Source organism: Hoeflea algicola (assembly GCF_026619415.1).
Lineage (GTDB): Bacteria > Pseudomonadota > Alphaproteobacteria > Rhizobiales > Rhizobiaceae > Hoeflea > Hoeflea algicola.
This window is the reverse complement of sequence record NZ_JAOVZR010000001.1, coordinates 2,910,718-2,934,980: the sequence shown is the minus strand read 5'-3', so window position 1 is coordinate 2,934,980 and position 24,263 is coordinate 2,910,718. Positions and strand designations below refer to the sequence as shown.

General features: G+C 53.3%; 19 protein-coding genes, 1 tRNA gene and 1 pseudogene. 8 read left to right on the top strand and 13 right to left on the bottom strand.

Features of this window, described 5'->3' with window-relative positions; translation table 11 throughout:
* The 4 genes from obgE to OEG84_RS14325 form a co-directional block, all read right to left on the bottom strand.
* The gene (gene obgE / locus OEG84_RS14340) at window positions 1-1,035 is read right to left on the bottom strand and encodes a GTPase ObgE (RefSeq protein WP_267654378.1); all 1,035 of its coding nucleotides are present in this window, start codon (window positions 1,033-1,035) and stop codon (window positions 1-3) included.
* Between the two features lie 180 nt (window positions 1,036-1,215).
* On the bottom strand, window positions 1,216-1,845 hold the full coding sequence (locus OEG84_RS14335; protein ID WP_267654377.1) for a GNAT family N-acetyltransferase: 630 nt from the start codon (window positions 1,843-1,845) through the stop codon (window positions 1,216-1,218).
* Window positions 1,846-2,057: 212 nt separating this feature from the next.
* Window positions 2,058-2,327, bottom strand: coding sequence for a 50S ribosomal protein L27 (gene rpmA / locus OEG84_RS14330; protein ID WP_267654376.1), 270 nt, complete (start codon window positions 2,325-2,327; stop codon window positions 2,058-2,060).
* Window positions 2,328-2,405: 78 nt separating this feature from the next.
* Window positions 2,406-3,029, bottom strand: a complete 624-nt coding sequence (locus OEG84_RS14325) for a 50S ribosomal protein L21 (protein WP_267654375.1) — start codon at window positions 3,027-3,029, stop codon at window positions 2,406-2,408.
* 327 nt (window positions 3,030-3,356) lie between these two features.
* On the opposite strand from OEG84_RS14325, the gene OEG84_RS14320 reads away from it, so the two are divergent.
* Both OEG84_RS14320 and OEG84_RS14315 read left to right on the top strand, forming a co-directional pair.
* Window positions 3,357-3,446 (top strand) — tRNA-Ser (locus OEG84_RS14320).
* 90 nt (window positions 3,447-3,536) lie between these two features.
* A complete protein-coding gene (locus tag OEG84_RS14315) occupies window positions 3,537-5,393 on the top strand; it encodes a site-specific integrase (protein WP_267654374.1) in 1,857 nt (618 codons plus the stop codon).
* A gap of 108 nt (window positions 5,394-5,501) precedes the next feature.
* Here the strand turns inward: OEG84_RS14315 and OEG84_RS14310 are convergent, their stop codons facing one another.
* Window positions 5,502-6,761: a hypothetical protein gene (locus OEG84_RS14310; protein WP_267654373.1), complete on the bottom strand. Its 1,260-nt coding sequence runs from the start codon at window positions 6,759-6,761 to the stop codon at window positions 5,502-5,504.
* A gap of 814 nt (window positions 6,762-7,575) precedes the next feature.
* Window positions 7,576-8,052: a hypothetical protein gene (locus tag OEG84_RS14305; RefSeq protein WP_267654372.1), complete on the bottom strand. Its 477-nt coding sequence runs from the start codon at window positions 8,050-8,052 to the stop codon at window positions 7,576-7,578.
* A gap of 862 nt (window positions 8,053-8,914) precedes the next feature.
* Between OEG84_RS14305 and OEG84_RS14300 the strand changes: the two genes are divergently transcribed.
* From OEG84_RS14300 to OEG84_RS14285, 4 genes are all read left to right on the top strand, one after another.
* On the top strand, window positions 8,915-9,826 hold the full coding sequence (locus OEG84_RS14300; RefSeq protein ID WP_267654371.1) for a hypothetical protein: 912 nt from the start codon (window positions 8,915-8,917) through the stop codon (window positions 9,824-9,826).
* A gap of 534 nt (window positions 9,827-10,360) precedes the next feature.
* The gene (locus OEG84_RS14295) at window positions 10,361-12,367 is read left to right on the top strand and encodes an ATP-binding protein (protein ID WP_267654370.1); all 2,007 of its coding nucleotides are present in this window, start codon (window positions 10,361-10,363) and stop codon (window positions 12,365-12,367) included.
* A complete protein-coding gene (locus OEG84_RS14290; protein WP_267654369.1) occupies window positions 12,312-13,136 on the top strand; it encodes an ATP-dependent metallopeptidase FtsH/Yme1/Tma family protein in 825 nt (274 codons plus the stop codon). The genes OEG84_RS14295 and OEG84_RS14290 overlap by 56 nt, the downstream gene beginning before the upstream one ends.
* A 327-nt stretch (window positions 13,137-13,463) precedes the next feature.
* On the top strand, window positions 13,464-14,681 hold the full coding sequence (locus OEG84_RS14285; protein WP_267654368.1) for a GGDEF domain-containing protein: 1,218 nt from the start codon (window positions 13,464-13,466) through the stop codon (window positions 14,679-14,681).
* 13 nt (window positions 14,682-14,694) lie between these two features.
* On the opposite strand, the pseudogene OEG84_RS14280 reads toward OEG84_RS14285, so the two are convergent.
* Window positions 14,695-15,445: pseudogene (locus OEG84_RS14280) on the bottom strand (IS5 family transposase).
* A gap of 478 nt (window positions 15,446-15,923) precedes the next feature.
* Here OEG84_RS14280 and OEG84_RS14275 point away from each other — a divergent pair.
* A complete protein-coding gene (locus OEG84_RS14275; RefSeq protein ID WP_267654366.1) occupies window positions 15,924-16,244 on the top strand; it encodes a hypothetical protein in 321 nt (106 codons plus the stop codon).
* 426 nt (window positions 16,245-16,670) lie between these two features.
* Here OEG84_RS14275 and OEG84_RS14270 read toward each other — a convergent pair whose 3' ends face one another.
* The 6 genes from OEG84_RS14270 to OEG84_RS14245 all read right to left on the bottom strand — a co-directional run bounded on the left by OEG84_RS14270 (window position 16,671) and on the right by OEG84_RS14245 (window position 23,177).
* A complete protein-coding gene (locus OEG84_RS14270) occupies window positions 16,671-17,654 on the bottom strand; it encodes a hypothetical protein (RefSeq protein WP_267654365.1) in 984 nt (327 codons plus the stop codon).
* A 131-nt stretch (window positions 17,655-17,785) separates the two neighbouring features.
* A complete protein-coding gene (locus OEG84_RS14265) occupies window positions 17,786-18,352 on the bottom strand; it encodes a response regulator receiver domain (protein ID WP_267654364.1) in 567 nt (188 codons plus the stop codon).
* Window positions 18,349-18,546, bottom strand: coding sequence for a hypothetical protein (locus tag OEG84_RS14260; protein WP_267654363.1), 198 nt, complete (start codon window positions 18,544-18,546; stop codon window positions 18,349-18,351). The genes OEG84_RS14265 and OEG84_RS14260 overlap by 4 nt, the downstream gene beginning before the upstream one ends.
* Entirely contained in the window at window positions 18,539-21,508 is a 2,970-nt protein-coding gene (locus tag OEG84_RS14255; protein ID WP_267654362.1) for an ATP-binding protein, read from the bottom strand. The genes OEG84_RS14260 and OEG84_RS14255 overlap by 8 nt, the downstream gene beginning before the upstream one ends.
* Window positions 21,505-22,644 carry a DNA cytosine methyltransferase gene (locus tag OEG84_RS14250; protein WP_267654361.1) on the bottom strand — a complete coding sequence of 380 codons (1,140 nt, stop codon included), beginning with the start codon at window positions 22,642-22,644 and terminating at the stop codon, window positions 21,505-21,507. The genes OEG84_RS14255 and OEG84_RS14250 overlap by 4 nt, the downstream gene beginning before the upstream one ends.
* Window positions 22,645-22,775: 131 nt before the next feature.
* Window positions 22,776-23,177 carry a very short patch repair endonuclease gene (locus OEG84_RS14245; protein ID WP_267654360.1) on the bottom strand — a complete coding sequence of 134 codons (402 nt, stop codon included), beginning with the start codon at window positions 23,175-23,177 and terminating at the stop codon, window positions 22,776-22,778.
* Between the two features lie 675 nt (window positions 23,178-23,852).
* Between OEG84_RS14245 and OEG84_RS14240 the strand changes: the two genes are divergently transcribed.
* Window positions 23,853-24,215, top strand: a complete 363-nt coding sequence (locus OEG84_RS14240) for a nuclear transport factor 2 family protein (protein WP_267654359.1) — start codon at window positions 23,853-23,855, stop codon at window positions 24,213-24,215.
* The last annotated feature ends 48 nt before the right edge of the window (window positions 24,216-24,263 follow it).

Below are 24,263 nucleotides of genomic sequence, written 5' to 3'. Positions count from 1 at the left end.
TCAGTCTTTCTTGCTGCCCGCATCGGCCTTTTCGGCGTCTTCGGCCTTGGCGCCAACAATGATGTCGCGCAATGCCCTGAGCGCCCCGGTCATGCCTTCACTGGTTATGGCGGAGATCTCATAGGGTGTGTGGCCAGCGGCCTTCTTCAGCGCCCGCACCTTTTCGGCGCGCTGGATGGCATCGACCACGTCGACCTGGCTGAGCGCCACGATCTCGGGCTTTTCGGCAATGCCCTGGCCGTAGGCTTCAAGCTCGTGGCGAACGGTTGTGTAGGCCTGACCGACGTCCTCCTCGAGTGCGGAAACCAGATGCAGCAGGACCCGCGTGCGCTCGACATGACCCAGAAAACGGTCACCGATGCCGACACCTTCATGCGCGCCCTCGATCAGACCGGGAATGTCGGCGAGCACGAATTCGCGGCCGTCGATGGTGGCGACACCGAGATTGGGGTGGAGCGTGGTGAAGGGATAATTGGCGATTTTTGGCCGGGCCCGGGTGACGGCGGCGAGGAAGGTCGATTTACCGGCATTGGGCAGGCCGATCAGGCCGGCGTCGGCGATCAGCTTGAGCCGCAGCCAGATGGTTTTTTCCTGGCCTTCCAGACCGGGATTGGCATGGCGCGGGGCCTGGTTGGTTGCGGTCTTGAAATGGGCATTGCCGAAACCGCCATTGCCGCCGGCAGCCAGCCGGTAGCGCTGGCCGATCTCGGTCAGGTCGCAAATCAGGGTCTCGTTGTCTTCTTCAAAAATCTGGGTTCCGGCGGGGACCTTGAGGGTGACGCTGTCGCCGCCGGCGCCGGTGCGGTTGCGGCCCATGCCGTGGACGCCGGTCTTGCCCTTGAAATGCTGCTGGAAGCGGTAGTCGATCAGCGTGTTGAGCCCATCGACGGCCTCGACCCATACATCGCCGCCACGACCTCCGTCACCGCCGTCGGGACCGCCGAACTCGATGTATTTTTCGCGCCGGAAGGAGACGCTGCCGGCGCCGCCGTCGCCGGAGCGGATATAGACCTTGGTTTCGTCGAGGAACTTCATCTGGCTGGACCGATCCGGATTTCATGCGTCAAGCGGTCAGGCCCTGTCGGGCGGCCGCACGTGCGGGCATCGATAAACGCCCGCGGCTTAGAGGTCAAAGAATATCGCATTTCGCGTGCACCGGCGGCCCCAATGCCGCCGGCGTTGATGTGTCGTGTTGACCTGACCCGGGGGCTGACCTCAGGCGGCCGGGGCGCGGTGTTCCCCCGACCAACTGATCAGCGAGAACCAGGTCTTGCGGTCAAGCCGGAACCACTCCATCGACGCGGCAGCCCGCAATGCCAGCACCGGGACCATTTCTGTGCCCTGGAACTGGAAGCCGCTCTTTTGCAGCACCCGCCGGGACGCCGGGTTGGTGACGCGGACCCTGGCATCAATGTGATCGATATCGCGGGTCCTAAACGCCATGCCGACCAGGGCATGGACCGCCTGTGTGGCAATGCCCTGGCCCCAGAACGGCTCACCCACCCAGTAACCCAGTTCGGTGGCGTTGCCATCCTCGGCGCATTGCAGTGCACAACAGCCGAGAAAGCGGCCACTGTCGGCCTCGGTGATCGCATAGACGCAATTGCCATTCTCGCGTTTGGCCGAGGTTCGCACGAAGGTTTCGGCGTCTGAGCGGCCATAGGGATACGGCATGCGTGCCACCATGGTGGCAACCGCCGGATTGTTGGCGAGAATGGTAATGGCGTCGATGTCTTCGACATGGGGTGCGCGCAGCACCAGGTTCTCGGTGAGCAGAACCGGGCAGTCAAACACATCGACGGAGCACTGGCCGGCGCTGTCGGGCAGGGGGAGCGTGGCACTCAAGCCGTCGCTCAGACTAGTGCATAAACCGTCTCTGGGCGCCCGAACGCCGTCACCGGGGCTGCAACTGGGTTCTTGTCTCATGGTCATTCCTCCGTTTGGACAAAAAGAAAGGGGAGATGGTGTCCCATCTCCCCTGTCCATTTTCCGGTAGTCCGGAGGATGCCTGCAAAGGCCGGGTCGATGAGACGCCGGCCTGCAAAATGCGATCCGGCTTATTCCGCTGCTTCCGCTTTCGCGACAACGGACACATAGGTTCGGCCGTTGGCTTTCTTGCGGAAGTCAACATTGCCAGGCTGCACGGCAAAAATAGTGTGATCCTTGCCAAGGCCAACGCCTGTGCCGGGATGCCACTTGGTGCCGCGCTGACGCAGAATGATGTTGCCGGAAATGACGGATTCGCCACCGAACTTCTTCACGCCGAGGCGCTTGGATTCGGAATCGCGACCGTTACGCGTTGAACCGCCAGCTTTTTTGTGTGCCATGGGTCTGCTCCTGTTCCGCCCTTGGGGGCGATTGTCTGTTTGCGGCTTTTGGCCGCCAGGGCCCGAACGGGCGGTTAATTACTTGGCGAGAGCCTTGGCCTGATCACGCCAATCCGAGATCTGCTCGGCGCTGAACGGCATGGCTTCGTCAATGCGGGTGATGTCGGCATCCGAAAACGCTGCGACCTGAGCAAAGGTGGTGATGCCCTGTTCGGCAAGCTGACCGGCTGCGACCGGGCCGATGCCCTTGATCTTGGTCAGATTGTCGGGCTCGCCCGCCGGTGCGGTGAACAACGGCGACGCCGATGTTGCCGCGGGAGCAGCATTTGCTGCTTCAGCCTTGGGGGCGGCTTCCTTCTTCGCGGCAGCCTTCTTGGAGGGCTTGGCGCCCCCGGTCAGAATGTCGATGATCTTGACGACCGTCTGATGCTGACGATGACCGCGCATGCGCTTGGAGTTCTGCCGGCGGCGCTTCTTGAAGGCGATAACCTTGCGGGCGCGACCCTGCTCGACAACTTCGGCAACGACCATGGCGCCTTCGACAAGCGGAGCGCCTACGGTTGCGCCTGCGCCTTCGCCGACCATCAGGATTTCGTTGAACTCGACGGTATCGCCAGCGGCGCCCTCGAGCTTTTCGATCGCCAGAACGTCATTGGCGGCGACGCGGTACTGCTTACCGCCGGTTTTAATGACTGCGAACATCTTTTGTCCTTTCGTGTTCGTCCGGCTCTCACCTTGCGGCGGGCCGTCTTTTTGCCAGTCGGAACTGATCGGCCGGTCCGTTTGTCGGATGGCCGGGTGAAGCCTGCCTGAGTTCCAGTTTCATGGAATTCTCAACCAAAGGCCAACGGCGCCGGAAGCCCCACGCCGCATTCGGTTCGCGGGATACGTGAGCCAGTGCCGTGAGTCAAGCCAAATTGGCGGTTTCGGCCCGGCAAGAGAGGCAACAGGCAAACTTACCCCTTGTGCAAGCGGGCCGCGCCGGTTATGGAGGCGACCGCGCACTGATGTTGCGCCGACCAAAGACGCGGAGAGGTGGCTGAGTGGTCGAAAGTACCGCACTCGAAATGCGGCGTGGGGGCAACTCCACCGTGGGTTCGAATCCCACCCTCTCCGCCAGCCCCTCGGGGCACCCAAAGCGGAAACTTCCAAGTTTTTGATAGATAAGGTTTTTTTGAGACTGGCCGCCCAGAACAAGGGCTTTTGCCAATGTCAGAAAGTCAATTTGTATCGTTGCCTGTATCGTCGGGGGTATCATCCCAAAACGCGGAAATTATTTCCGCAAATCAGCCCAAGACACGTCGCCCTCGCTCCTCACCCGGTCTTTACCTGATCAAAACGGGTTCGGCCTATATGTTTCAGATGCGACTGCCCAAAGCGATCGCCGGTGAGGTCAAGCGGCCTATCCGGGTTGGCCTCGGTGTCATCCCGAAACCTCAGGCCCGCAAGATTGCCGACAAGCTGGCCACGATCGCACGTGAAAAGTTTGAACGGATCGAGATTGCCATGTCCAAGGCGAACAACGATGAGAACGGTTTCTGGCCATTGATGGAAGACATGTTGGGCGGCGATGTTGATGGCCTCGATGAGGAAGCCAAAGGCAAGCGCGCCTGGCAAGCTGTGACCATGAGCCTCAAGTCGGCACTTTACGACATCAGCAGTCCTCCTCCTCCGTCAACAGCCGAAGAGGAAGGCAATTTTGCAATGATGCGCGGGCTTGTGCAGATTGCACAGGAAAAGGCGCGCAAGGATGCGGGTGAAGATTACAACAAGGCACTCGGCGATAACGCCGAATTGCTCGCAAGGCGTTTGGTCGAGAGAGCAAAGGACGATCCAGTGTCGCTTCTCATGCCCCCACTTGGAGGCGGCTCAATAGGCAAGGGCAAGATCAGCGCACGGGCCGGACTCGTCAATGCGAAGGTAAAAACGGAGGTCGACAAGGATCGGCGATTTGTAGAACGTGAGCCATCCGACAAACCGTTGTTCAGCATTGCTGCTAGCGAATATCTTGCGCAACGGGTCACGGCCATGGGAGAGGCCAGCGGCGACATCAAGACTGCCGAGATGCGTCTGAACATATTCGTGGAGCTGATTGGCGATCACCCGATCGATCGCTACACGCCGACCGATCTTCAGGCTTTCATCAATTTGATGCAGTTCTGGCCGAGCAAACATAATGATAAACCGTCTCATCTGTCAGCTAGAGAGATCATCGACAGCAATCGGGATTTCAGCAAGAAATCGATTGCGAAGAACACGCTGCAGAATGGTTTCATGGGTGTCATCAAGCCGGTCTTCAGCAATGCAGCCACGCAACATGATTTCGACAACCCAGTGAAAAATGTTGCGCTTAAATACCCCAAGGCTGCCCGGGATGCGGTTTCCGCAGAGCCGTTGTCAGCGAAGAAGCTGACGCAGCTTTTCCGCACGGGCGTTCAATCGCCGTATATCGACGATGTCATGATGCCTCTGCTTGGTTTGCTGACCAGCCGCCGTCTGGGTCTGCTCACGCATCTAGTGGGGACCGACATCACGGAGAAGTTCGACGGAATCTGGGTAGCAGAAGTGGAAGGGATTGCGATGGTCGGAGGTAAGTGGGTCCGACGACCAATCAAGACGACAGAAAGCGGCCGGTATTTTGTACTTCACAATTTTCTGGTCGAGATCGGCTATGTCGAGTGGGCCCGAAAGCAGGGCGACAACTTCCTGTTTCCACAGCTTATGCAACTTGCTAATCCCGCGAAAAATGCGTCGAAATACATGAGACGTCTTTTTGACAAGGCAGGCATCAAAGATTCGCCAGGCGAACGCTTTCATTCTCTGCGCGGTGACTACATTAGCCAGGCACGTGAGGACAAGAAGATCGGCGAGCGTGAACGGCGAATGCAGGCAGGGCATGCGCTCGGCGGCGACGATCACAACAAGTACGGATGGAAAACCCTGACTGAGTCCGAAGCCGAGATGTTCGCTACTTTGCCGCTCAATCCAAAGATTGATTTTTCGATGTTCCGAGACCTGGATTTTGATCAGCTAGCAAAAACGCGGCGGCGGCCCGAAGACCTATAGCAAATGCCTGATCGGAAAGGCCAAAGCCCCGCTGGGGAATTGAGCGGGGCTTTGGTAGGTGTTTGGGGCAGGAATTGAGCGGCGTAACCGCCGAACTCGTGCCCCCTGTTATCGCGACATGCGTGCTTCAGCGGGTGCCTTGTTGACCGCCATAAGGTTGTCGAGTGTTGCATCCAATTCGGCATATGAAATGCTTGGTGTGGTCTCATCAGCGTCGGTTTCCTTATCGACCACAATTTGATCATTTTTCGTGACGTCGTTGTCAGCTTTTGCGACATCCAAGACGGGAGCAGTGGCCGGTTTTGGGCTGACAACATATGGTTCGCCATGGACTGCGAAACGTAGCGCCGGGTGCGCTACTTCGATCACCCATTTTTCCATTTCATCGCGGTGAGGCCATGAGCCAACACCGCCCAAACGATAGAGGCTGTCCTGGACGGCTCCCCAGCCGGTCTGATCGCCAATCTTCGCATGGCTAAGATTGCCACGCGGAAGATGGTCGACAGGACGAAGTGGTGCGGCGATGTCTTTGAAGAGGTCCGATGCATGCCGCGCTCGGAGTTCAACTCCAGTGGCGAGTGCTCGCAGGATGATCCGTTTTCCCGCGGTAACCCGGGATATGGCTTCCTCAAGCTCTTCAAGGACCAAGGCTGCAAGCCGATGAAACTCCTCCATGTCGGATTTGAGCTTGGCAGCAGCCATTTTTTGTAACCCTGCCTGGCCGCCCAGCTGTCTCGGATCGATATGCTCTTCAGCTTCATTCTTCTTGCCGCCGATGAGCGCCTTGATTTCCATGGGCTTGAGGCTCTTGCCTTCGTCAAATTGCTTGATGACATCCTCGATCTGATCCGGCTCACCTTTCGCCAGCTCGAAGAGTGCGGTTGTTCCCACTGCATGCTGTTCAAGTCGTTCGCGGTGATCAGCAAGTCGCTCGTGCACGGAGATAAAACTCCAGGCCGAACGGACACTGTAGCCGCAATTTTCTTTCAGCCAGCGGCCATAGCGCTTGATTGGCTGAACAGACTTTGCTTCAGCCAGGCACTCACCTAGTTCAAACACCTGCCCGGTCGACTTGCGATGCAATGAGACGATTCGCTTAACGAGTTCAGACAGGCGCGCTTCAGCTTCTGGCGAGAGCGGCTCGTCAATTTCCTTCGGTGCCCGCGCTGCGCGCACCTTCTTTTCGCGGCAGTGTTGTTTTCCGCACGTGTTTTCTTGGTCTGCTTGGCTGCGGCTGTGCGCTGTACTTTTCGGTCTATCGAAGACATGGCTTACTCCATTTACTTTTACCACTACAATGTTGTAGATATAACCATTGTACTTCAAAATATTAGGTTGTAGCAAATACACTATTTTGAATATAGCCAAAAACAATACATTCCGGAACGGCAATGTAAGGCTTAGATTGATCCAGATAATTATTTTTACAATTTTTGGTTGCTACAAATTGTGGTATGGAGTCGCTTCACAATTCTTTATGAAAGCTGTCATGACTACCTTTCCGAAACAGTGGAGCGTTTCATCCCTTGAGCCGACCCTCGGTTGGGTAGGGAAGTTGCTACTTTGCCCACTTTAAACTGGTCCTAACAAAAGTTCTGTCCTGAAAGGCGACTGCCTTTCGGACGTAGGTGCGCATGCATACCTTTCGAACTGATCGTCAATGCGGGCAGCGGCCTTACGCCCTGGTTTGGGCTTTCTGAGATCGGAGCAATTGCCCGAATACGGCGGTGCATTGGGGAAAGTTCGAAAGGCTTAGGATGTCGGGAACCACAGTTGATTGCGCCCGTGACAAATGACTGGAATGGGGCCGGGGACTGTCTGCTTCCTAGCGCCGAGCCGGCTAAGCTGACATTCACCCGCACTGGACGCTTTGGCGCTTCCGGCCCTTTGCGGACCTTGCCGCATTTCGCAGTTAACGGCAGGAATGAGCCCATATTGACCGATGCGCGATACTCCAATGTCAGATGTGCTGACTTTGCATGCTAAAATTACACGTGTCTGATGTCAGCATTAAGGGACAAAATAGCGGTATTTAATAAGAGAGCGTTCTTGGCCCATCGTAACCGCTGAGTGGTCAACGGTGAGACAAACAAATCGAATACGCAAAGGGTCTGGCGTCACTGCGAGGGGTTGCAGGGCCGGTAATATTGATCCCGCAATCGCCACCCAAAATTACCCGATATCAGATAACTTCCGCTTCGTTCTGATGCGTAATCGTACAGTTAAGAAACGTCTCAGTCCCCAGAATTACTGCGCTCTCGCCCGGCCCAATCGGGAAATAGCGCCGATCACGGTTCCAAATTTTCGTGCGTATCATCACCGGCCCGTCTATCGAGCACCGAAACGCTGACTGTGTCATCATGCAATTTGGCATCGATTGCCCAGCCGCGGTTCGCACCTCAAACCGCATGATTTGCTTTTCTTCTGTAAAACGTGGTGTGAAGTCGAGGCCCTCAATCTGGCCGTCGATTCTAAGCACCTCATGACAATCCATGCCATCAGGAAGCCGCGTTAACCACCATTTCGAGCCGAAGCTAAGTCCTAGAAACCCCACGATCCCGACAGCTATGATCACGATCCAATTACGGCCATGCATCGCTTTACGCGTTTCGTCGTTAGCTTGAGACATATCCGGCAGCCCTGATTTAGTTTTCAGCATTCATCGGTAAGTAGAATAAATGATCGAAATTGGCATCTGGTGTGCAAATCAAGGCTTAGGCATTCTCTTGAAATGAGGCCTCCGCCCGAAAAACTGAATTCGACATATCTGCGACAGCTTGTACAGATTTGAGAAATCATATCTCATTAATTATTCATATAGCTTGTTTGGTGGATGCGTGGCCAGATTGAAATAACCTTCACCATCCAGCATTCACCAGCCGTTGGAGCAGATGCAGCGAACTGGCGCTTTGTCCGCAAAGCAGACCTCGATCCATCCCGCAGCGAACTTCCGGTTTCCGCCCAAATTGACGACGGCTCATCGTTTTCTGTATTGCTCCAACAGCCCCGCTAGAACTGAATTGTTCTCTGTCAGAACTTCGGAACACCCGCGTCATCTATTAACCATGCCGGAGCTCTTGTTCCGGATACGTTCTTTTGGTCTTGCCGGAGAAGCAACCCCGGACTATTTTTGTTTTGTCGCCAGAAACTGATGTTCTGCAGCGACTTAACGGCCCCCGCCGATGCGGCTAACATCGAACGAGGGCCTGACCCGCAACCTTCTCTAGAAAGGCCTAAGGCTATGTTGACCTTTACCGTTATCTCCCCTGTTGGGAAAGACCCATCGCATCCATCTCCCGTTGAAGCCCGATCGCGGCTATATCTGGCCGGCGATATATCGCCGTTACCGATGTCAATTTCGCACAGCTGATCGTTACACCACAAAGCGATCTCGCTCAGCTTCTCGCCGACACCCATGGTCCGGCCGCCCATCAGGGGCGATCAATGCGGAAATAATTTCCGCATCTGACCCTCCGTGTCTGGACGTATGCTGCGTTATCGCTCCTCAACAGGAGACCCCCATGAACATGAATACCCTCAAGTCTACTACCACACCCGTGTATGCATATTCCGCCGATTGTCCGGAATTGAAGCTGCAGTTTAAAGAGCTCATCAATGAGCTTGTCGAATCCTCGCTGTCCGCGGATGCCTTGGCAGAAGCGCTCTCTGGCAGCATTGACGATCTCGCGACAATGCTGCGGTCTATGCCTGCACTGGAAGGCCGGCTGATTGAACGCGGCATTGCTGCGGTCGCCAAGAGCAATCCAGACCTGGAAGTAATCACGCAGAACCTGCGCCTGCCGGTCTTACCGGCAGCTCTACAACTGGTTGAACTGAATGACCCAGCGAAATATCGGTCATTGACGTTCGATGCCGATCAAGGTGGTCGCAAAACCTATACGCCCGATCTTATTGTTCTCAATCGGCTCACGAAGGTGGCCCATGTGGTGGATGCGAAACGCAGCATCAATACTTATGACCGTGCGCGGATCGAGGAGCTGATGAAACGCATGAAAGCGGCTGGGCTTGTGGTGTCTGACTTCCTCTATAAAGAGCACAAACGCTTGATCGCCGAAGAGGTGAGAGTCGTGATCCTAACGGCCGATAATCGAAAGACTGATCTTAATGGCGGCATTTGGCATATCTCGCACCTTGATCACCTCGTCGAAATCGCCGGCGCCGGCGAAGCAATCGGATTGCTACAAAGGAAATTCCGCTCGCGCATCCAGGCAAACTGGGAGCTGGCTTGTGAAACCTTCTCCAGCAAATCCGGTCATCAGATAACGACGGCGGTCGATGTAATGACTGCGGCAGAAGAGACTGAGCCTGATGATGAGGATGATCAGACCTGTGGCGGAAGCTCTGGCATCGGGACCCGCAGAGAGCCGCAAATGATCAAGCTGGGATTTGCTCAAGTGCCCGTTCGGCACTGACAGGCAATCAGCTCAATCCATCAATCTACCTTTTTGTTCACAACAGCCGCCGATCTTCCGATCTGGCGCTTGGAGAAATTTGTCATGCGTAAATCCAATTCCATCCCCCCAACAACAACGTCGTGCCATTCCCTCAAAAAGCGGATGTTCAACATCATGCTGGTCCGATGACCACTTCTCGAAAGCAGTCAACTGCTACCAAACCTCGGAAACTGAAGCCAAACCGCAAGGCGCAAAGTCCGGCTGAGATTGAGCTTGAGATTTTCGCGATGTCTTGCGAGGGCAATCCGACGCCTGACCTCGTTGACGAAATGGCACCGAGGACAGTCCAGAAAATTATTGATCACGCTGGAACAGCTGAGGCCGGCAACACCAGGCTGCCCAGGGCTTGCAGCGCAGACTTGAGTTGTTGTGCCGGTTCAAGCACCCAGCAGGCCTAATTCTTAAAGACTGGCTTGATGGCAATCGGCGGTTTCTGCCTGCGAATTTCCAGACAATTGCAGATTACTCTGCATGCTCTGAGGAGGAACAATCATGAGCAAGATCAGCAAACGTGTTTCTCGGTATCTCCTATCCCGCCAAAGCCGCGCTGCCCGGCTCGAAGCTTTTGGTCGTGCCGCAGAAGCTGGCGTTCTTGAAGAGCATCAGCTCGGCGTAACCTCGCGTGACGGCACAGTCTGGCGGCTTTCTGCGGACCAGGCAGCTCAGTTCTCGGGTGATGTTGATCATGATCGGGACCTGACGCGGAACCTCCTGAAGGTGTCATCATGCAACAGGAAACGGCTCGAAATGAAGCTTGAATCTGGCGAGTTCAATGATTTCGACGATGAGGAGTTTGGAGAGGTCGGCGAAGTCGACAAACCTGTTTGTTCAGTGCGCGTCGATCAAAATGGGACCACGCCGAGTTCATCGAAGTTGCTCAGGCTTCGGGACCACGTACTTTCAATTGTAGGGGGCTTTGCGCCCACGCTGAACGTTCGTGAAGTCGCGACAGCCCTATTGCTCGCGAGGGCTTTTGAGAAAGATAAGAAAATCCTCGATCGACTGCTCGCGGTCATGAAGTCCGAGTGCCCGATCATCGCGGTGCAGATTCCGGTTCACGGTTTTGAAAAACAGCTCGGCCGTATGCTTGAAAAGGGCTTGATTCTGCCATTCTACACATCTCTTGAACCGATCTCGGATGGCCCAGGCCTCACAGGGCACTATAAATCATTGGCGGATTCAAAACGACGAAGGTCACTCGCTTGCTGCGGGAGCGCTTTGTTAGAGCGGCTTGATCGTCATGATGATATGCGGCGGCTCGTGTCGAACAAGGTGCTTGCTGCATCCAAGCCTTTGATCATCTCTGATGAGAGAGAACAGCCACTAGCGGCACGTCTTGCTGCCGTCGCGGACATTGTGATCCAGGGTAACGGAATTGATGCAAGCCTGATCGCTGATGTGCTCGCCATCTGTTGTCAAATCCCTGTTGGTCGCTCGTGGTTTCTGATGAGCGAACTCGAATTCGAGCCGCTCCATCTCGGCATCGATGATCTGGCTATCGCAATCCGCCCAGGTCGATCCCTGACAAAAATCATCGGAATCCTGACCACGCTTGAAGCTGAAAACGCGGCACGAGCAGAAGCCAAGGATGACGACGAGAAAGATTGCGAGCTTGGTTCGTTGCTGAACAGATCGGGCCGCTCGGACGCAAGGAAGCGCGAGAAATACTCTGGCTGCTTCGACATGATCGAGCCAGTCAAGACAACGACCGGGTCAGAAACAGCCAGGGGGCAGAAGGCAAAGCAACCTGTCAAACCACCATCCGGAAAGGATTGCCTCTTTGTTGAACGGTTGGCCGGTTATGGCGATGCCCGGCATTGGGCTCTTGACCTCAAGATCGACCTTGAGGCGTTCGGGAGCAAGGAAGTCGAGTGGTCCGATCTCAGCTCACGGCTGCTGCTCTCTGGGCCGCCCGGTACGGGCAAGACGACCTTCGCCAAGGCGCTTTGCAACACGCTGGGTGTGCCACTGATCGCGACGTCGGTGGCGAGATGGCTGGAAGCGTCGAATCTTGGCGATGTTCTGGCAGCCATTAACGCCACTTTCGAGCAAGCCAATAGCTATGCGCCTTGCATCCTCTTCATCGACGAGATCGACAACATTGGAAATCGCGGCGGCAGTGACCGACCTTACGACGATTATTGGTCGAGCCTCGTAAATCGAGTGCTCGAATTGCTCGATGGGGCAGCGAAAACCGTAGGCGTCATTGTCGTTGGCGCGACCAACCGGCCGGAAAAAATCGACCCTGCTCTTCTGCGTTCAGGGCGTCTTGAGAAGCACATTGTTATCCCGACCCCAGATACGACTGCGCTAGCGAAAATCATTGCGCATCATTTGGGAGATGATCTCGACGCGGTCCTTAACAGCAGTGAGACCGGCAGTTCCGCCGGTTCCAAAAGTGCATCTGGTACTTTGCGCGTCCACTGCATCGACAGCACTGCCCATGACGGCAGCGATAAACACTGTGACAGCAAAGAAGGAGTGCTCATCAATGGATAAGTCTCATATCTCCGCCGCAGCACCCGATTTGAACCCAGCGCTCCAGCCCTTGGCGCTGGCTGCCGCCGGCAGGACAGGTGCAGACATCGAACGGCTGATCCGTGAAGCACGTCAGAAGGCCCGTCGGGAGAAGCGATCGCTGTATTACAGTGACATTCATGCAGCGCTTACTGCTGGCCAGTCGGCAATGTCACCAGAGCTTGTCTGGCGAATTGCAGTTCACGAAGCTGGGCATGCATTTGCATGGACCGCTTTTGATATCGCAACCGTTTCAACCGTAACGGTCGGCAATGGCTCCGGTGGCTATGTCGAAAGTCAGATGCGCAAAAATGTCATTCAGACTGAAACATGGCTCAATCAGATGATCGCCTGTACGCTCGCTGGCAGGGCCGCGGAAAAGCTCATTTTTGGTGATCATGTTGTAGGCTCCGGTGGCAATGACACGTCTGATCTTGCACATGCCACGAGGCTGGCGACAGATGCAGAGGCCAATCTCGGATTCGGGACAACCCAGCCGCTATTGTACCGTTCAGTGAAGGATCACTCATCGATCCTTTCGCTCGATCGCCAGTTGGCGCATCATGTCCATGCAAGGCTTGAGGTCGCAGAGACCATGGCCGTCGAAATGCTATCGCAGCATCGCGATGCGCTCCTGTCACTGGCAACCCGTCTTGCTGAGGCAAGGACCCTTGATGGTAGCGAAGTCAGAGCGTTGCTTGCTCAGGAAATGAACGTAGCCGCAACGGGCCTAGAAAAGCCGGCGCCCTGAAAGCACGATTCAGAATTCGGCTTCCGCGTTACCCATCCGGGCGCCAACGATTCTAAAGTACGTCTTTGCGATTCTGTACTCTGATACGGCGTTTCCGATTTAGGCTTCGCAGTTTCAGACATCAGTCCTTGCGTTGCCGGACTCTGCCTCGGCGATTCCGGTTTCAGCCCAACCGATTCCAAACCAGGAATCTGCGATTCTGGTCGGGGAACTTAACTGTATCAAGCGCTTCCAGCAGCCTGCAGTTCTGAAGTCACTGAAACTTAACCCAGCACGGCTACACACTGAGGTTGCAGTCGGTAATATTTATAGCTTTAGGTTAGAAAGATGGATAGCGGCATTATCGTTTACTTGCCCGTTTCGATTATCAGTCTCATCTCACTCGCATTCTTGATACTCTGGCATCTCAGGATTGCGACCTCTTGGCAATGGAGTGCAGGGTTTGCTCTCACGGCTACCGGCTTCGGATTTTCGGCATTCCCGATAGCTCCGGCATTCGACGCATTTGTATCCGGCTTTATATTCATTGGCGCAGCTTACTTCTACAGCAGCGCTGTGCTCTTGCATTTTGATGCGCCAATGCGGCGGTGGGAACGGCGGCTATTTGCTTTCACGTATGTGCCCTTTAATGGCTATACTGTATTCATATCGGCCAACCTGAACGACCAATTGCTGGTCACAGACGTCGCCTTTGCAATTTTGCTTGGCTCGGCATTGCTGATGGCGATACCGAGGGCTTCCCGTCCAGCCGATAAAATCATGATCGTCGCAGGCTGGATAGTTACCATCGATACGCTCGTACGCACCACGTTCTTCTACTTTTTCACCGAGTCCAGCGATCAGCTCGCTGACTTCGTAAATTCCGACTATAATCTCGTCGTCCACATAACAACGATAACGATTTGCATGCTCTTCCCATTCTCCGCATTGGGCGCAATGGCATCGGCGGCAATTGACAAACATCGTGATGCTGCGGGAAGAGATGCACTGACGGGACTCCTCAACCGTCGCGGTCTCAATGAAGTTGTTGAAATGTTGACGAAGAACAATGCGCTCAACGGCTCGATCCTTATCTGCGATATCGATCACTTCAAGCAGATCAACGACAAATATGGACATGCGGTAGGCGACAAAGTCATCGTGGTTTTGGCCAAAGAGTTGCAAAACGCGACAGGTTCCCATGGATATGCCGCCCGACTTGGTGGCGAGGAATTCGTTGCTTACTTTCCTGGAACCTCTCAGGAAGACGCTACGCGTCTTGCTCAGCTCCTGCGGGTTGCCTTTTCTGGGCGCGCCTGGAGGCTTGACGGAGTTTTGTCAGAAGTGACTGCGAGCTTTGGTGTATCGGCTATCCGGGATGGTGAGATTACACTGCATCCCGCGATAGACCGGGCTGATAAAGCACTTTATTCAGCGAAGGCCTCGGGCCGCAACAAGGTCGTCGTTTCACCTGCGGAGGACTTTTGGTATTTTGCTGCCGGGAACCGCTTTGAACAATCGTCCGTATCCCTGGGAGCTAAGGGCAAATTTCTCAGATCGCATTAGGGGCTGTTGACGTTTACCGTGTGTGAATGAGCGTTGCGGCAATTGAGATGAAGGCTTTGAAACTCTGGTCGGTTTTGCAAGAGCGCATTGCTATCCCTCTGTTTTCCTGCAGTTTGCCAAAGTAGTTTTCGATCAAATGCCGCCATTTGTAGGTTTCCTTGTCGAACTCTGCCGGGAACCTCCGGTTGGATTTTGGCGGTATGACCGGGGTTATGCCGCGATCCAGCAGGCCATTGCGCAGCCAATCCGCGTCAAAGGCCCTGTCCGCCAGCAAATATCCGGCGGACAAGCCGCTGATCAACGCATCGGTCTCGCGCAGATCATGAGCTTGGCCTGGCATCAGACAGAAATCGACGAGATTACCGAGCGCATCCGTCAGAGCCAGTATCTTCGACGTTATGCCCCCCGAGAGCGTCCAATGGCCTGGCAAAGAGTCCCCCTTTTGCGCCTTGTCCTGAGCGATGAACCTTGACGATAGTACCGTCGATCATTGCGTATTCCAGATCGGCGTCTGAGGCTAATGCTTTGAACATACTATAGAAAGCATCCGCTTTGACCCATCTGCGGAACCGCTTGAATACAGAATTCCATTTGCCAAACTCAGCGGGCAATTCACGCCATTGCGCGCCCGTGCGGACGATCCAGAGGACTGCCTCCACGAAAAGCCGTGGGTCACGTCCGGTTTGTCCGGGATCGGTGGTTTTACCCAGGCAGTAAGGTTCGATGATCGCCCATTGCGAATTGGATAGGACTCTTCGGGTCAAGGTTGCTCTCCTCCGTTTGCAACCTTGAATCAGAAGTCAGGTGATTTGGGAATCCCGAACGTCAACAGCCCCTAGTCCTTACGGGCCCCTCCTCCTTATCATGCCGCTCAATTATGGAAATTGCTGCATATGAATCAGCTTACAAAACGCGTCGCAACTTGACTTCCATTAAGGGGACTTGCGAGGGATAGGTTTCAAGTCTCCGGTGAATTGAAGCCGACTGCGATGACGTGCGGGCAACTCGAAAAAAATCATCGCAATTTATCCTGTTACGATTCTGAATTCTGTCCTGCCGATTCTAAACAAAGAAGCTGCGATTCTTCTTCGCACGGCGTTTGCAGACAGAAGGTTGGAAACCTCGAAACCAACCCCGCTGCGCAATTCCGTTCCGGATTGTCAACATTGACAGGCAGACGGCGTTTGTTGCTTGCATCGTCGGCTAGCAGACTGAGTCTCCATGATGAAAAAGGAGATCAGGATGACAAAGAAATCAAAACGGGAAATCAATGCCAAACAGCGAGCGCGGCAGCAAAGAGTGAGGGACGAGGCCCGCAATCGGCGTCGGCCATCACGGGATGACCTTGCTCGGATGCTGTTTTGGAAAATGATCATGAGCGCCAGGAAGCACCATCTGGGACGGCGCGAGGCGTTGGATCGTCTGCGTGATGAAATTGTTGATGGCCTTGAGCTTCAGGGTTTTGATGTCCGAGAAAGCGAAGATGTCTTCGAAGAGCTTACTGCACGTTATGCCGATGGCCTATTCCCGTTCCGCCCGAAGCGGCATCTCAACTCAGCATGATCGGTCGCTATATAGCGCCGCTATCCAAATGCTGTTTGGTCCTTCCTGCCTGTCTTCCCCCCATTACTAACTATAACGACGTTTGAACATGAATCGCCTATCCATGACGTAATTCCTGCCGTCCCGAATGTGCTGGCGTGAGAGCCATTTCTGACCAATTGATCATCCATCCCAATTCGATGAGGTTTCACAAAGATGTTCAAAATGCGTTGCGCATCCGTAGGCTGTCATTAGATTGGGGAGCCGATGATTTGATGGCGACAGGGGTACTTGATACGGATAGTCGACAACTCCACAACCCTTTTGGGGAATGACTTGAAGGGCGAACTTAATGGGGCGGCCAAATTCTGCGTGGCTGCAGCCTGTTTTTCCATTTACGCGTAGGACGCCCTCAAATCCGACTTGGGCGAGGTCACGATCAATTAGTCAAACCGCATCTCCGGAAGGGTATGCCGCATATCCAAGTCCAATCCTTGAAACACTGGCCCCAACTCTCTGAATATAATTGAGCGCATACTCGTATCGGAGTTTTGCAATTACTGTTCCTTTAAACTCAGGCATTTCAACGGTCGAGTCGGTAAGTTTGAGCTGAACAATTTTGCAAATACCGTCCGAAATTAATCCTTGATCCTTCGCTAGGAACGTTCGCCAAGTTACCTTCTGCGTAGCAGGCTTCTTTTCGTCCGGGATCGAGCGAAGGCCGAGACAGATGACCTTCCCAGTATTTTGATCGTGAACGAAGCAACAGGAGCCGCTGTTTATGTGGTCATTTTCCAGCTCTTCGGGCTTTATTGGAAGCAGTTGCAGTGCTGTGAACGGGCGCAGTTCATTGCTCGAACCGGTAAAGGCAATCGTATTCTGACCGGGTTGCAGATCACAAGCAGGTGTGGCGCAAACCCACCAGTCATTGCCAAGTTTAAAAATGTGTCCACTGTCCAGCTGGTCAGAGCCTGGCTTCATTGGCAAAGTTGATACATAACTATTGAATTGATCGACTGCAGATTTCTTGATTTTCCCATCGGATAGATCGATACCGTAATGGGAAGCGAAAGTTCTGCCGCTGGCTTCATCAGCCTCGATGATGCGCTCGCCGAATGCCACGATTTCGTCCGTAATCAGAAAAGAGATTGCCTCAGATTGTCTTGAGACATGTTCTTTCAGTTTGAATTCTCTTGATAGCGCTGCTTGCGGAGGAGGAACTCCTTCCCGGGCGGGCTCCAGAATGCTGTCATAGAACTGCGCAAAAACATGTGTCTTTACGAGAGATTTATCTTCAGCCTCGACACCCATGCTACTAAGCTCGTGCCGATATTTGGCGGAGAGTAATCGGGAAGGCGTAGGCTGCCAGTCTTCGAGAGCTTTTTGCATCTCTCCAAGCAAGTCATCAGGACCTTTCTCCACAAATGTCACGAAACCTTTCGAGCTGCGCAACCACTTGCACCCACCTCGATCTTTCCATTTAAGCCCTTCAGGCGGGGCTTCAGTGAATTCTGAAAGTTTAGTTTTCTCAAATTCACGAATTGCCCAATATAGAAAGGTCTTTAGCTTCCCCCTTTTAATCCAAGATCCTTTCCCCACTTTTGAAGTGGCGCAAGCCGCCCCTCACCTCGCATGAAACTAGCTATTCCCAAAGCGTCTTTCTGGCGTACTTCAAGATACTCTTGGGTTGAAAAAATATTGCTCAGGTGATTCCGGTCAAATTCTTCTTCGTCTCCCATTTCGTCCAATATGTCATCCAGTAACTTTAGCTCAGCAAGCAATTTTCCATCGAATTGCGAGGTGCAGCTCTGCATTAGGGAAAGCAGGCACTCCGCCATCACCTCGTCCAGATCATCCTCACCGGTATGAACAATGATCAAATTAAAGTGGTTGTTCGAAAGAACCATGCGAAGGATTTCCCTCGCTTTTTTGCCTCTTAACCCTCCAGGGCCTTCCAGATTGTAATCGAGTACCAGAAGGTCTGATTGATGCAAGTGGTCGGCGAGTTCTGATGGGCTTTCTTGCGGCTTGGTACCTGCCGCAATCGCAGCAGGGGAAGGCGCAAGCGCATCGTGAATATCAATTACGAAACCGGGTTTCTTGTTGCGGAATTCTTTGATTACTTTCAAAGGCCCGTTTGGTTGCGTGGTCCACTCTTTTTTTCCGAGCGCGCATCCAAAGCGTCGTTCTTTGCGCCAGCCTCTATCTTTGAGTTAAGTATCTCTTCCCAGGTTGGATACTGATCGTCGACGATCAAAACCGAGCGCAGCGGATCAATAAAGGCCTCACGGACCAAATCGGAAAAAGAAGCTGGGTCAGGCAAATCTTGCTCCCCTAAAATCAATCAAGAAATTTGCTCCTGAAAGTACGCGATGCTTCCGTTCGCTCGCATACTCAATCGAATGCCCACCTGCCATTAGATTGACGCGGCAAAGATACAATCCAATCCCTCGTCCGCCACTGGATTTCCGCGTGAAAAACATCTTGAAGAGGCTTTCCTGATCAAGCGGATCGATCCCAGGCCCATTGTCGGAAACAATGACCTTTCCATCTTGCACTGAAAGTAACACCTCGGGATTTGCTGTAAGAGAATTGACGAGCCAATAGACACTGTTGTTCACCAAATTCACGAAGACCGGCAGAAGCCTGGAAGGCTGTTCCTCAATGGAAAATGCCTTAAAATCGCTCGAAGCACTTATCCTGATCTCTCTATTGTTAGCTACGGTTTCGAAGAAACGTGCAAGATAGTCCACGATTTCTTCGCCGGTGATTAGCCGACGCGTCCGGCTTCCGGAAACTTTCAATGGCGAAAGGAAATCGAGCTGCTGGCTAAGGGCCTCAAACCCTTCTTGGACCAGACGGGTACCCGGCACGTCCCCCGCAGCCCGAATCTGCCGGATGCCTTCACGAATCATACGTTCGTTGCTGTTAAGCTCATGTCCCAAAATCTCGACGGTTACTCCCAGCTGGGCCACCTGATTGAGGCGGTTCAGATCGTCGCGGAGTTCTACATTTTCCGCCATTCCTTGTCGGGCGATCAACTCGATGTTGATGTTCTCGCTCATCACCTCCAAGGCATCCAAGTAGGACTGGAAGGTGTCTTCATTTTCCGTGTCGAGTTTGATTTGCAGCACCTTCATGTGTTGCAACGCATCATCAAGCCCAAGTCGCCCCATTCGAACTTGATCAACAAGCGGAAGTGCTAAGGCATGGAATGCTTTGTTTCGCTCATCAAACAAGGCGCTGACTCGATCTCGCTCGGAGCCCTGGAGTTCGTCGATGGCCTTGCGCCATGACTTGAGACGACCATGAAGACGACTGGCATAGCTGTTCAGCTGTCTCTGGGCAACTTCATCAGGTCTAGCCGGATTTATTTTCTCGATGGCTTCCGCGCGCGTCTCTTCTAGTGATCTTATGCGTTCCTGCATTTCAACATACATGGTCCGATAGGCTCGATAGTCGTCTTCAGCGGAGCCAAGTTTTGTTGGTGCAGCTGTGAGTCTTAGGTCACTTAGCTGCTCGCTCAAATCGTTGATCAACACTTGGGCATCCTCAAGCCCCTGCTGATCCTCAATTGATAATTCTGACGGCAGCTGGCTTGTGCTTTCAATCAATTTTGACAGTTGAGGCAGGTTGTTCCTGAGCTGGGCTCTGAATTTACGAGCATTCTTTTTGGCGAGTTCTTTGCGCTCAGCATCTGCTTTCTCTCGCAAATTCCGAGCTTGAATATCGGGCAGTACCGTTTTGCGAAGATCGGATGAACTGCCAAAAAAATCATATGCAGCTCGCCGTAAAATGTGCTGAACTAACGTCCGCAAAGCCTTCGCGCTGCGATTATCAATAAAACCTTCTCGGCCAGCCTTGTCCCGGAGATTGGGGTTCCTCTCACGAGAGATTGCTACCCGACCAAACATTCTTCGGGCGTTCCAAAATTCTCGGCCAGCATTGATGCTGCGACGAGTTTCAATCTGGAAGAAGTCATTATCAATTCGGCCATAAGGCAATACCCGTAGTCCATTTCTAAACACCAAGAAACCGCTGTACGATTGACCAAGATCCAAGAAATAGGAGTGCTCTGCGTCCGACAAAGTAGAATTCGAGCGACTGATTTCAAAAGTAGCAACATGCAAACTAAATGGACCGACAAATGTTGTTGGACCACTCGGCATCTTGAAATCCGCTGGTGGTCGTATTTCATAATCTGCGCCAAGCTTTCGCCACTCTCCGAAGGCCTTTATTTGGCCTCGGAACACGCCATCTGCGTCAATATTGCCTGAGAGAACATGCTCCATTTCTTCCGTAATAGAACGATTGATAGTTTGGCGATCGTCTTCAATTACAACCTTTGCGCCGCGACCGTTCCAAGTCTTGACCTCATACGAAAACTCGGGATCAAAAGAATTGTATTCGGTGGCACCAGGATCGACGTATGGATCCGTAAAGGCAGATAGCGTCGCGAAAAACGACTCCCGAATGCCGGTTACATTAGCATCTGGCTGTACCGAAGGTAGTTGTGCTCTAAGATCATAGTTGATGTCAGACACTATCAAAGCGGTTCCGTGTTCCCGGTCGCCCTTCCAGATCAGCCAAGGTTCAAAATGCCGTTCCTCGAAACGTGCATTGATGATCGTACTTGCAATGAGTTTGGAAGGCTCTTCTGCATCCGGATTGCCTTCCAAAGTTACACGATCATAAGTTTCCCAAGCGAGTTTCAAACGCTGTGCCCGCTCCGTATCCCGCGAGCTGCCCCAAATGTTGTCCGTTAGCCGGTCGAACATTTCAGGCAAGAGATGGAAAAGTTCATCCTTTTGTCCGAACTGCGTAACCGGAACTTCGATGTCTGATAGAACAAGGTAGGGGTTTTCAAAAATGCGCCAGTCGATCAGGGCAGCAACGAAGTCCTCATTCCTTCTTTTGCTCACGACCAAAAGAAGCGGGCCAAGATTTGCCGAGGAAAGACGGCCAATGCCTTTTTGGCCTTGTTTGGTTCGCTTGGGCAGGCCATCGCGGTCAGCCTGATCTGCTATGCTCTTATCGAATTTTGAATCCGTTCCGACGACAAGCCATCGGTTGACAAATTCATCGTAGCTCATGCCATGACCATCGTCGAAAATGGCCGCAACCGGTTCCTGATCGTCGAAGATGTGAAGGCTCACGTTGCGCGCATATGCATCATAAGCGTTCTTCCAAAGCTCGGAAATCGCAGTGGGACAGTCCGCTATTTGTTCCCGGCCAAGATGGTCGACTGTTCGGGCGCGCGTTTGGAAGGCCACTGAATTTATCATGCGAACCGCACTTCGCCATCGACTTGATTGAGCTCCAACGGAAGGCCGGTCTCACTGGACAGCAATGCCGACATTTGCCGTAATATTACCTCGCCAAGTTTGACCGGTACAGCGTTCCCAATTTGCTTCCCCGCGGCCATTAAGCCGCCGGCAAATTGGAAATTATCCGGAAAAGTCTGAATCCGTGCCGCCTGCCGTGCAGTAATTCCATGGTTTTCGCGTGGGTGTACGAAACGCCCCTTCGAAGGATTGATGCAAGCCGTTGTCATTGTCGGTGCCGGCTGGCTGGGGTCGATTCGGCCGTAGACATCCTTATGGCCATTGTGTTTTTCATGGCACGGCAAAGTGCGGCCGGAATCTCTCCGACTTCCACCATTGTGCGGAGTTCTGGCGAAGACCTCAGTCAGCGCCTCAGAGTGCTGCATATGAACATTGTTGGGGTCACCCGCTTTCACCGGACCGAAAACTCTTTGACATGGTACCCAGGGAAGTAGGTCGGGATTTTCCTGTCGCAATTTTTCAGAGCCATGTGTTGGAGGAGGCGGCCAGGCAAAAGAGCCTCTGTCAACGTTTTGTTCAACACCCAGAACAAAAACCCTCTTTCTTCGCTGCGGCAGTCCGAAATCACGCGCATCTAATACGACGGGGTCATACATATGATACCCCTCGCGCCTGCCTTCCTCATAGAATTGCTCAAGATACTCGCAGTGCCGCTCCCAGAGAATCCCCGGCACATTTTCCATAACGAACACCTTCGGTCGCAAGGCGCGAACAAATTCGAAGTAGCGGTGGATCAATTTGTTTCTCGGATCCTTGATACCTGCATTCTTTATTCGATGAGTTGAAAAACCTTGGCAGGGAGGTCCGCCAAGCAGAATGTCGCAATTCCCGTTGTCGCCAAAATGCTTTTCTCGCAGTTCATCCGGACATAGATTTGCGATGTCCGCTTCATAGAGGGTAGGTGAATCTGGATCGCCTTCCTTGCAAAAGTTCAATCGATACGTTTCAGCAGCCCATCTGTCCAACTCAACGGCGAATACGACATCCATTCCGGCCTGTTTAGCAGCAAGCGAAAGGCCGCCAGCTCCAGCGAAGACGTCTACTACTTTAACTGGTCTGGGTTGGCTGCTGATCATGTAAGCTCTTCATTGGTGATAATATGCTTCTTCTGCGTAATTGGTTTAATCGTTAAAGTCCAAAGGAAGAGCCACAGAATTTGTCACAATTTGCAACGCCCGTTGGGTACGATTCGAACGGTGTGATCCTCTCACTTTGCGCGTAGGTAGGCCAGTAGGCGATCTGTTCCGGCCGCTATCTCGCATTCCCAGATTATCCAGACCGTCCAGCCGAGCTTCTCAAGGGCTTCCACGTTGGTTTCGTCCCGTTTGAGGTTTCTGTCGAGCTTCTCCGTCCAGAACGCTTCGTTGGTAGTAGGGCGCTTCCCGCGTTTGCAACAATGGCCGTGCCAAAAGCAACCATGGACAAAAACAGCGACCCGGTGTTTCGGGAGAATTAGGTCAGGCTTTCCTGGAAGGTCTTTCCTATGGAGGCGAAAACGATAGCCGGCACAATGGAGAGCAGATCGGACGCTAAGTTCGGGCTTGGTATTCTTGCCCGCTATGCGGGACATGATGTCGGATCTTTTTGCTTTGGTGAATACGTCGGCCATGTTCATCCTGATAGTCGGTTGCCTTGGATTGGCGGATGGTTGAGGCACAGAGGGTGATGGCAAGGGGGCACAGTGTATGGAGGGTTGACAATTGGCTCTGCGCAAAACGATCTGGCCATCAACTTGCTCCTCAGACCGAGGTAATCAATCAACCCAAATACGTCCACCTTTGCAAACTGGAATGCGTATTTATCTGCAGCCTGCAGTTTTCGGAATGCGGAAATTATTTCCGCATTGAGCGATGGCTGCGCAACTTAAAAGCTACAGGTGGCTGAGGCGACTTCCTCAGCCCGTTCCAGTCGTAAGGACCCCCACGTATATCGCGACCCTAACGACCCTAATTGGAGCCAACGAGCGGTGCTGGTGACGACAAGTTACGAAATCGCTGTCTTGCGATCGAATAATTTCCGGGGTATCGTTCAATGTATCGTTGAACACGCGGTCAGGCTTAATTAGGCAATTTCTATCAATATTTTCAGGAGTTTGGTGGAGAATCCCACCCTCTCCGCCAAATTTCTGTCTAAGTAATTGTATTTACATTATTAAATTCTATTGGTGTGCTGAGTGTGCACTAGAGCCCGGCGGTTGGTTTCTGAGACACCCAAGGCCGCCTAGCGCCTGAGAGCAGCAAACGTCGGGGCGCAACAGGGAGTTTTGGTTCAACGATTTTCACTTATGGGCGAGGTTGGATCACAAGGATACTCAGGCGATTCTGGATATCTTCACAGAAGACGCCACCTACAGTACACCCCGTTTCATGATCTTATCCTAGGCAAGGCAGCCATCAAAGACTATATAGATAGTGGGGCGGGGGAATACCAGAAAGACATCAAGTTCTCTTATGAACTTCTTGGTGAAACTGATGATTTCGCGGTGGTACGTTGGAAGGCTTCTTCGGGGTGGATTCCTACGGATGAAACCATACGGTTTGATGGAATCTGTCACGTGTATCTAAACGACGACGGCCTTTGCTTCCGCTTCGACGAATGGTGGCACAGCGTTCCGCCACTTCCGGAAGAAAACGCGCCAAACAATTGAACTCTAATTTGCTGGGCGACCAATGCTGCATAGTCTACGAAAATTGCT